This is a genomic window from Silvimonas sp., assembly GCF_031291215.1.
Lineage (GTDB): Bacteria > Pseudomonadota > Gammaproteobacteria > Burkholderiales > Chitinibacteraceae > Silvimonas > Silvimonas soli.
In genome coordinates this window covers 1-1,094 of record NZ_JARLJK010000076.1, presented here as the reverse complement: position 1 = coordinate 1,094, position 1,094 = coordinate 1, and the positions used below count along the sequence as shown (strand labels likewise).

Sequence of the window (1,094 nt, the reverse complement as noted above, 5' to 3'; positions counted from 1 at the left end):
CGATCCAAACCGCCTGAAATTGTAGCCACGCCACAGACCTTTGGCACGGAGATCAAAATGGCTGGCGACACGACAGACGGTCACAAGGGCGGCAACCCTTGGCACGACCCGAAATCAGGACGGTTTACGTCTGGTCCGACGTCAGGATCGGCAGAGCCGAACAATCCGCCAGGAAATAATGGAAACGAAATTGTCGTTACAGCGCCGCGTTTTCGAACGCAGGGCGATCGGCCTTCCGCTGGGGCACATCATTTGCCGCCAGAGCAGCTATTGGCGGCAATCAAGCAAACGGGATTGCTGAGTTTGCGAATTGCAGAATTGCATGCCGAACATGCGGCCGATTTTCGCGACACCCTCATCAAGAAATACGGCTTGCCCGCACCGCTCGCAGCAGCGCTGGCGGCCAACGCAGAAATGGAGAGTGGTCTGGATGCATCCGTTACGCAAAGCGGCAAGAACGGTAAGGGCCATGGCTTGTTTCAACTGCCCGACCCAGCGCGCAAGGCGTCGTTCAAACAATTCAACGGAGGAAAAAGCCTTGAAAAATCCAACGCAGATCAACAAATCAAATATCAGCTTTATGAATTGGCCCATAGCGAGCAGCGTACATTTGCGTTGGCTCAGCGGGTTGGATCCGATGCAGCCAGACTCGCGGCGGGCTATTCTTATTATGTCGTAAGACCCAAGAAAAATTTTCGGGATTCTGCCGATAGATATGCGGTTGCACGGGTGCTCGCTAAAATTCCAATCAAATGAAATTCTTGAACGTTACGGAATTTTGTGGGCGTCAGAACAACGCATCCAGTGGTTATCCGCCTCAATTGGGTCCATCTTCTCTGAGTCCCAGCACCAGCCGAGGTGGATCAATTTCAGGAGAATCCGGCTGCGTTCCAAGCATGCCCACCCATTTGCATCACCTCCGGGTGCCCGGCAGATGTCGTCAAGCGCGTCATCCCTGCGAATCAGCGCCTTGATTTTGGCACTCATCTGCGGAGGCTGCTTTGCCAAAGCCGCCGCTGGGCAGTCCGCTGCACCGATCATGAAAAGCGTAAGCATGGGAAATATCAGCCGATTGCGCACGGCATCCCCCTCAT

Annotated in this window: 2 protein-coding genes; one reads left to right on the top strand and one right to left on the bottom strand. The window is 54.3% G+C overall.

Features of this window, described 5'->3' with window-relative positions:
- Positions 1-756: phage tail tip lysozyme (locus P4L78_RS09940; RefSeq protein WP_309327868.1), on the top strand; the 756-nt coding region annotated here is incomplete at its 5' end.
- Between the two features lie 12 nt (positions 757-768).
- On the opposite strand, the gene P4L78_RS09935 is transcribed toward P4L78_RS09940, so the two are convergent.
- Positions 769-1,094: hypothetical protein (locus tag P4L78_RS09935; RefSeq protein ID WP_309327867.1), on the bottom strand; the 326-nt coding region annotated here is incomplete at its 5' end.